Below are 6,594 nucleotides of genomic sequence, written 5' to 3' on the forward strand. Positions count from 1 at the left end.
AAAGGGCACATAATTTATTATAGAGTCTTGATATCCGGTTTGTACAGTGCCTTTGGACAGGCATCTATAGGTATATATGACATCAAGTTGCAATTCATAAGATAATTTAGCGATCGCGGGCGATCCTGAATTTGACACTCAGGTAACAAGTCAAAAATTTATCTTTATCTTTGGATTGAAGAAGAATTCAGGAGTCAAAATTCAGAACTCAGAATCAAAATAGTGGGGGATTCAAACCCGCCACCTAGAAACACCATTAAAGAAAACATATTTAGCGGAGTCTTAAACCCCTTTATTCATTACGCCAGTACTTCGACAAGACTTCGGCGTGAGCGCTCAGTCGAATGCTCATAAGCATCGGATTCCAATATCATTCTGAATTCTTTCTTGATAGCTTAACTGGCAAAAACCAAAGTCGTTATAGTTGAATAAGCCTACAGATTCAGATAAATCAACTTTTGTAAATCACTTCGCCTACGGTTCAGCAGCCAATGTCGCCAAATTCATCAAATCAGTCCGAACAGTCAGAACAAGTTGAAAAAATTTATTTACCGCGTACCAGCGAATCGGAGAATTTAAAAAAGATTCGCCACACTGCTTCCCATGTTATGGCAATGGCAGTACAAAAGCTGTTTCCCAAGGCACAAGTTACAATCGGCCCTTGGATTGAAAACGGTTTTTACTATGACTTCGATAATCCAGAACCATTTAGCGAAAACGATCTCAAAGCCATCAAGAAAGAGATGGCGAAAATTATCAATCGCAAGTTGCCAGTAATTCAAGAAGAAGTCAGCCGCGAAGAAGCCGAACGCCGGATTCAAGGAATTAATGAACCTTACAAGCTAGAAATCCTGGGAGATATCAAACAGGAACCAATCACAATTTACCACGTGGGGAATGAATGGTGGGATTTGTGTGCGGGGCCTCATCTGGAAAATACTAGTGAATTAAACCCGAAAGCAATTGAACTAGAAAGCGTTGCTGGCGCTTATTGGCGTGGGGATGAAACCAAAGCCCAACTACAACGCATCTATGCCACCGCTTGGGAAAGTCCAGAACAACTCGCTGAATATAAGCGGCGCAAAGAAGAAGCGCTACGCCGAGATCACCGGAAACTTGGGAAAGAACTGGGATTATTTATATTTTCCGATCTAGTAGGGCCGGGTTTACCTTTGTGGACACCCAAAGGCACTCTGTTACGGAGTACTTTAGAAGACTTCCTCAAGCAAGAACAGGTAAAACGGGGTTATTTATCTGTAGTAACGCCTCACATTGCCAGAGTAGATTTATTTAAAACCTCTGGACATTGGCAGAAATATAAAGAAGATATGTTCCCCTTAATGGCAGATGATCAGGAATCAGCTGCACAGGAACAGGGCTTCGTTATGAAGCCGATGAACTGCCCTTTCCACATCCAAATATATAAGAGTGAGTTACGCTCTTATCGGGAACTACCGATGCGACTGGCGGAATTTGGTACTGTTTACCGCTACGAACAATCAGGGGAATTGGGCGGTTTAACGCGGGTGCGCGGTTTTACTGTGGATGATTCTCACCTGTTTGTCACCCCAGAACAGCTAGATAGCGAATTCCTCAATGTGGTGGATTTGATTTTGTCGGTGTTCAATAAGCTGCAACTGAAGAACTTTAAAGCTAGACTCAGTTTCCGCGATCCTGCTAGTGATAAGTACATGGGTTCTGATGAAGTTTGGGACAAAGCCGAAGGTGCAATTCGCCGTGCAGTTGAAACCTTGGGGATGGAACACTTTGAAGGGATTGGAGAAGCGGCTTTTTATGGGCCAAAACTTGACTTTATCTTTAGTGATGCCCTAGATCGAGAGTGGCAATTAGGAACTGTGCAGGTAGATTACAATTTGCCAGAACGCTTTGAGTTGGAATACGTCGCCGAAGATGGGGTTCGCAAACGCCCAGTGATGATTCACCGTGCGCCTTTTGGTTCGCTGGAACGGTTGATTGGGATCTTAATTGAAGAATATGCAGGTGATTTCCCTTTGTGGTTAGCGCCAGTGCAAGCTAGATTACTGCCGGTGGGTGATACCCAGCTAGACTTTGCTAAAGATGTGGTGACGAAGATGAGAGCGTTAGGCATCCGTGCAGAAGTTGATACCAGTGGCGATCGCTTGGGTAAACAAATTCGCAATGCAGAGAAAGAAAAGATACCCGTGATGGCTGTGGTGGGAGCTAAAGAAGTGGAAACCAACACCTTGAGTATCCGTACCCGCGCTTCTGGGGAATTGGGAGTTATCCCTGTCGATGAAGTGGTGGATAAAATGAAGGATGCGATCGCTAAGTTCGAGAATTTCTAAAATCTAACCGCAGACGCACACTAATTATAATTGGTGTGCGTTTTGTTTAGTAGATTAGAGCATTGGCTAGCTGGTAGGTTTTGGAAAAGGTGCGCTCATAACATATTTAATATCAAAGACTCATTAATGGAGTTCAAAGACTTATTCACGAGTATTAGACTCGTTAACGGAGTTCAAGGACTCATTAATGGAGTTCAAAGACTCATTCACGAGTATCAAAGACTCGTGAACGGAGTTCAAAGGTGGATTCATCCAGTTCAAATACTCGTTGACGGAGTTCAAAGGTGGATTCATCCAGTTCAAATACTCGTTAACGGAGTTCAGAGGTGGATTCATCCAGTTCAAACACTCGTGAACGGAGTTCAAAGGTGGATTCATCCAGTTCAAATACTCGTGAACGGAGTTCAAAGGTGGATTCATCCAGTTCAAATACTCGTGAACGGAGTTCAAAGGTGGATTCATCCAGTTCAAATACTCATTTTAATTTTAAATTTTCACGGGATCTGGAAGGTCAGAAAGTATCACAGACAACAAAACTTTTCTGAATCACCGCACCCAAGAAAACTTTTCGAGTTATTCAAGACTGATAGGATTGATTTAAAGACTTGTGGAATCTGCTCTTCCTAAACAGACTAGACTTGCATAAATTACTATCAACAATTTTTGACTGACATCATGAACCGCTTTGCCTCTATTTTGCTCGCCGGCTTGATAGCATCTGCGTCAGCTTTGGCTATTTCTCCAAAAGCTGATGCTAATACATCAGTGGATTATCTTGCTGGGTTAGATAGCTACGGCTATCAACACAACGATGATCGTAACTACGAACTTCAGAGTCGTCACCACAGAAATGGTGATTATGACCGCCAGAACGACCTTCGCAACATTCGTGACAATAATGATCGCTATGAGCGCGATCATAATCGTCGTTATGAGCGCGAAAATAACCGCCGCTATGAACGCGATCATAATCGTCGCTATGAGCGCGAAAATAACCGCCGCTATGAGCGTGACAATAACCGTCGCTATGAGCGTGACAATAACCGTCGCTATGAGCGTGACAATAACCGTCGCTATGAGCGCGATAATAACCTTCGCAACATTCGTGATAATAACCATCGCTATGAGCGCGAAAATAACCGCCGCTATGAGCGCGATAATAACCTTCGCAACATTCGTGACAATAACCATCGCTATGAGCGCGATCGCAACTGGGGTCGTGGTTAATCCCTCCGCCTTGATTTATTAAGCTTGGTTCTAGGTGAACTGAGCATTGATTCTACTTGGCGGTAGGACAGACACAATCTCTTTTTCCACTCATTCCAATATCTGACTTTTCACTCTTATCTAGAAAACCTCGCTTCCATTCCCTAGTAGGGAAGCTTGCTCAGGGATTAGGTTTAGCGTTAGTTTTTCTACACGACGTGAAAAGTCAGATTTTAATTAAATCAAAAATTTGCCCTCAGTCTAGAAGTCTCTTTCTCAATTACCAATTACGAATTAATATCACGACCTTGGTCGCAACAGTTGCACAAAGGTATCACTCACAGTATGGTCTTTGGTATCGGCGGCGTATTGAATTAATTTTTCCTTCAGTTCTTTGGCAGCATCTAAAGGCAGTAAGTTTACTAGCAAAAAGTAGACACCGCGAAAACGGGGGTCGCCGATGTGGTCAATCAGCCGATTTTTAGCTTCATCTTTCTCGCCGAGAAAGTTCTGCACCAAAAAGAATTCCATAATCTTATCGTGGCGGAAAAGCCATTCTCTCTTGGCTGCACCTTCTTCGTTTTGCCACTGACGACTGACAACCATTTTATATTTCTCATCTTTTAAAGACTGTACTACCTGGTAAAATTCATCTCCAGGTAACGCCTGTTCATCGTTTAGCCGCATTTGATAGACTGCATCCGAGAATTTTTTTAAGGGAAATTCCTGGTTCCACTCTTGCAGGTATTCGGCTGCCATCAAATTATATTGCTGTTGTTGCAGGTGAAACAAATCGGGGTATTCACCTTGGGAGATCATTAACGCCACAACAGTTAAATCCATTGGGTTAGAGAGAACCCTTTGGTTAGGAGTTAACTCCTCTGGTGATTGCTGGTTGCTGAGGGCTGTTGCTAAATAGCTAGTGCAGGCTTGCTCGTAATTATTACCCTGAACTTTAGCATCTTTGGGCAGTCGTGGCTGACGGGAAATCAAAAATTGCTGAATTTGGGCTTGCTCTAGGGACTGTAATTTATATATCTTGGCTGTTGAGGGTGGTGTCCACTCTAGGGGCTGGGTAGTCATGATGATGTTACCCCGGAAATAGCTTTCGACAAACTGGCAGATTTTTGCCCTGGTGTCGGCTGTGACTTCGTTGAGTCCGTCAATGCAGATATCTAATGCACCACTGTAAATTAAATTCTTGAGAAAATCAGCATCTTGTGCTTGCCCGTGCAGCTTGGCTTGAATTGCTTCAATTACCCCTTTGTCACACTTGCGGGCGGGTAAATAAACCACAATACGCGGGGAGGTTTTCACCAAATGGCGGAGAAACATCGACTTACCCAAGCCAGAATCACCTTCTAAGACTATTTGCCCTGTGATACTGGGTAGCACCTGGGTAATTGCTTGGGGTTCATCTGCACTGGGAACTTTCACTTTAGATTCTGGAAAGTATGTTTGGGGATTAAAATTATCTAACCCAGCATCGGCTAGTAGGGAAGGCTTGAAGGGTTCAAATAACTTGCGGCGGAAAAAGGGAATCCAGGCGAGGAGAAAGCCGACGTAGCCCACGCCTAAGATGCGCCTTACCCAAGGGTTCCAGAAGAAGATGGCTTGAACTTGGGGAAATTTGGGATAAGCGAAGATGAGGGCAAGCCAAAAAACGATGTGAATGAAGATTATGTTTCTGGCTTTGAAAAACCACTGCCAATATTCCAGATTATTAATTACCGATTGTAGTGTATCAGCTTGGGTAGAGTTAATTTTTTTGAGGTTGCTGTAATGACTTTGCAGTAAGTTAATATCCTCGGCTTTCCAAAAAATTTTTTTGTTGGCAGCAACTTCGGAAATTTGTTGTGCTAAATCTTTTCTTAATTCATCTAGTCCTTGGCTGGGTTCCCAGGCTTGGCGAAAGACATCTAGTGTTTTTACACCTTCAGCGTGTGTCAGCTTATCAGGAATTGTTTTCGGTCTGCCTAGCCATGTGAGCAGTGTTTTTACTTCATTAGTGCCGCCACCCAGAAAATATGTCAAAAATCGCCACCGTGCAAATTCTGATTGACCTGCGTAATAGATGCTATCCAGAATTACAACAATATTATTCAGGTTGAGTTGTTCTATCTTTTCCAATGCCGATGCTGCACCGGAACGAATACCGAAGTCAACGGTTTTATCCTTGAGGAAGTCGAGGATGTCTTTGACGTAGGGTTTGGCTGCCTCCCCCAGATTTCCCAATACCGATGCTGCAACGGAACGAGCATTTGAGTCAACGGTTTTATCCTTGAGGATGTCGAGGATGTCTTTAACGTAGGGTTTGGCTGCCTCCCCCAGATTTCCCAATGCCTCTGCTACACCAAAACGAACTATACTGTCAACGGTTTTATCCTTGAGGATGTCGAGGATGTCTTTAACGTAGGGTTTGGCTGTATCCCCCAGATTTCCCAATGCCTGTGCTGCAATGGAACGAACAGAGGGGTCAACGGATTTATCCTTGAGGAAGTCAGCAATGTCTTTAACGTAGGGTTTGGCTGCCTCTCCCAGATTTCCCAATGCCGATGCTGCACTGTAACGAACAGAGTCGTCAACAGATTTATCCTTGAGGAAGTCGAGGATGTCTTTGACGTAGGGTTTGGCTGCCTGCCCCAGATTTGCCAATGCCGATGCTGCACTGGAACGAACAGAGGGGTCAACGGATTTATCTTTGAGGAAGTCGAGGATGTCTTTGACGTAGGGTTTGGCTGCCTCTCCCAGATTTGCCAATGCCGATGCTGCACCGGAACGAACATAGGGGTCAACGGATTTATCCTTGAGGAAGTCGAGGATGTCTTTGACGTAAGGTTTGGCTGCCTGCCCCAGATTTGCCAATGCCGATGCTGCACTGGAACGAACAGTAGATTCAACGGATTTATCTTTGAGGAAGTCGAGGATGTCTTTGAAGTAGGGTTTGGCTGCCTGCCCCAGATTTCCCAATGCCGATGCTGCACTGGAACGAACAGTAGATTCAACGGATTTATCTTTGAGGAAGTCGAGGATGTCTTTGAAGTAGGGTTTGGCTGCCTGC

At 44.1% G+C, this 6,594-nt stretch carries 4 protein-coding genes; 2 read left to right on the forward strand and 2 right to left on the reverse strand.

Going from position 1 to position 6,594, the window contains the following annotated elements; all coding sequences use genetic code 11:
- Positions 1-491: 491 nt before the first annotated feature.
- Complete coding sequence (thrS, locus tag V7L12_RS04595) at positions 492-2,327, forward strand: threonine--tRNA ligase (RefSeq protein WP_335082520.1); 1,836 nt, start codon at positions 492-494, stop codon at positions 2,325-2,327.
- A 141-nt stretch (positions 2,328-2,468) separates the two neighbouring features.
- On the opposite strand, the gene V7L12_RS04600 is transcribed toward thrS, so the two are convergent.
- Positions 2,469-2,789 carry a hypothetical protein gene (locus tag V7L12_RS04600; protein ID WP_335082522.1) on the reverse strand — a complete coding sequence of 107 codons (321 nt, stop codon included), beginning with the start codon at positions 2,787-2,789 and terminating at the stop codon, positions 2,469-2,471.
- A gap of 201 nt (positions 2,790-2,990) precedes the next feature.
- Here V7L12_RS04600 and V7L12_RS04605 point away from each other — a divergent pair, with 201 nt between their 5' ends.
- A complete protein-coding gene (locus V7L12_RS04605) occupies positions 2,991-3,554 on the forward strand; it encodes a hypothetical protein (RefSeq protein WP_335082524.1) in 564 nt (187 codons plus the stop codon).
- Between the two features lie 279 nt (positions 3,555-3,833).
- Here V7L12_RS04605 and V7L12_RS04610 read toward each other — a convergent pair.
- The coding region (locus V7L12_RS04610; RefSeq protein ID WP_335082526.1) for a HEAT repeat domain-containing protein at positions 3,834-6,594 on the reverse strand (2,761 nt) is incomplete at its 5' end.

The organism is Nostoc sp., assembly GCF_036918245.1.
Lineage (GTDB): Bacteria > Cyanobacteriota > Cyanobacteriia > Cyanobacteriales > Nostocaceae > Nostoc.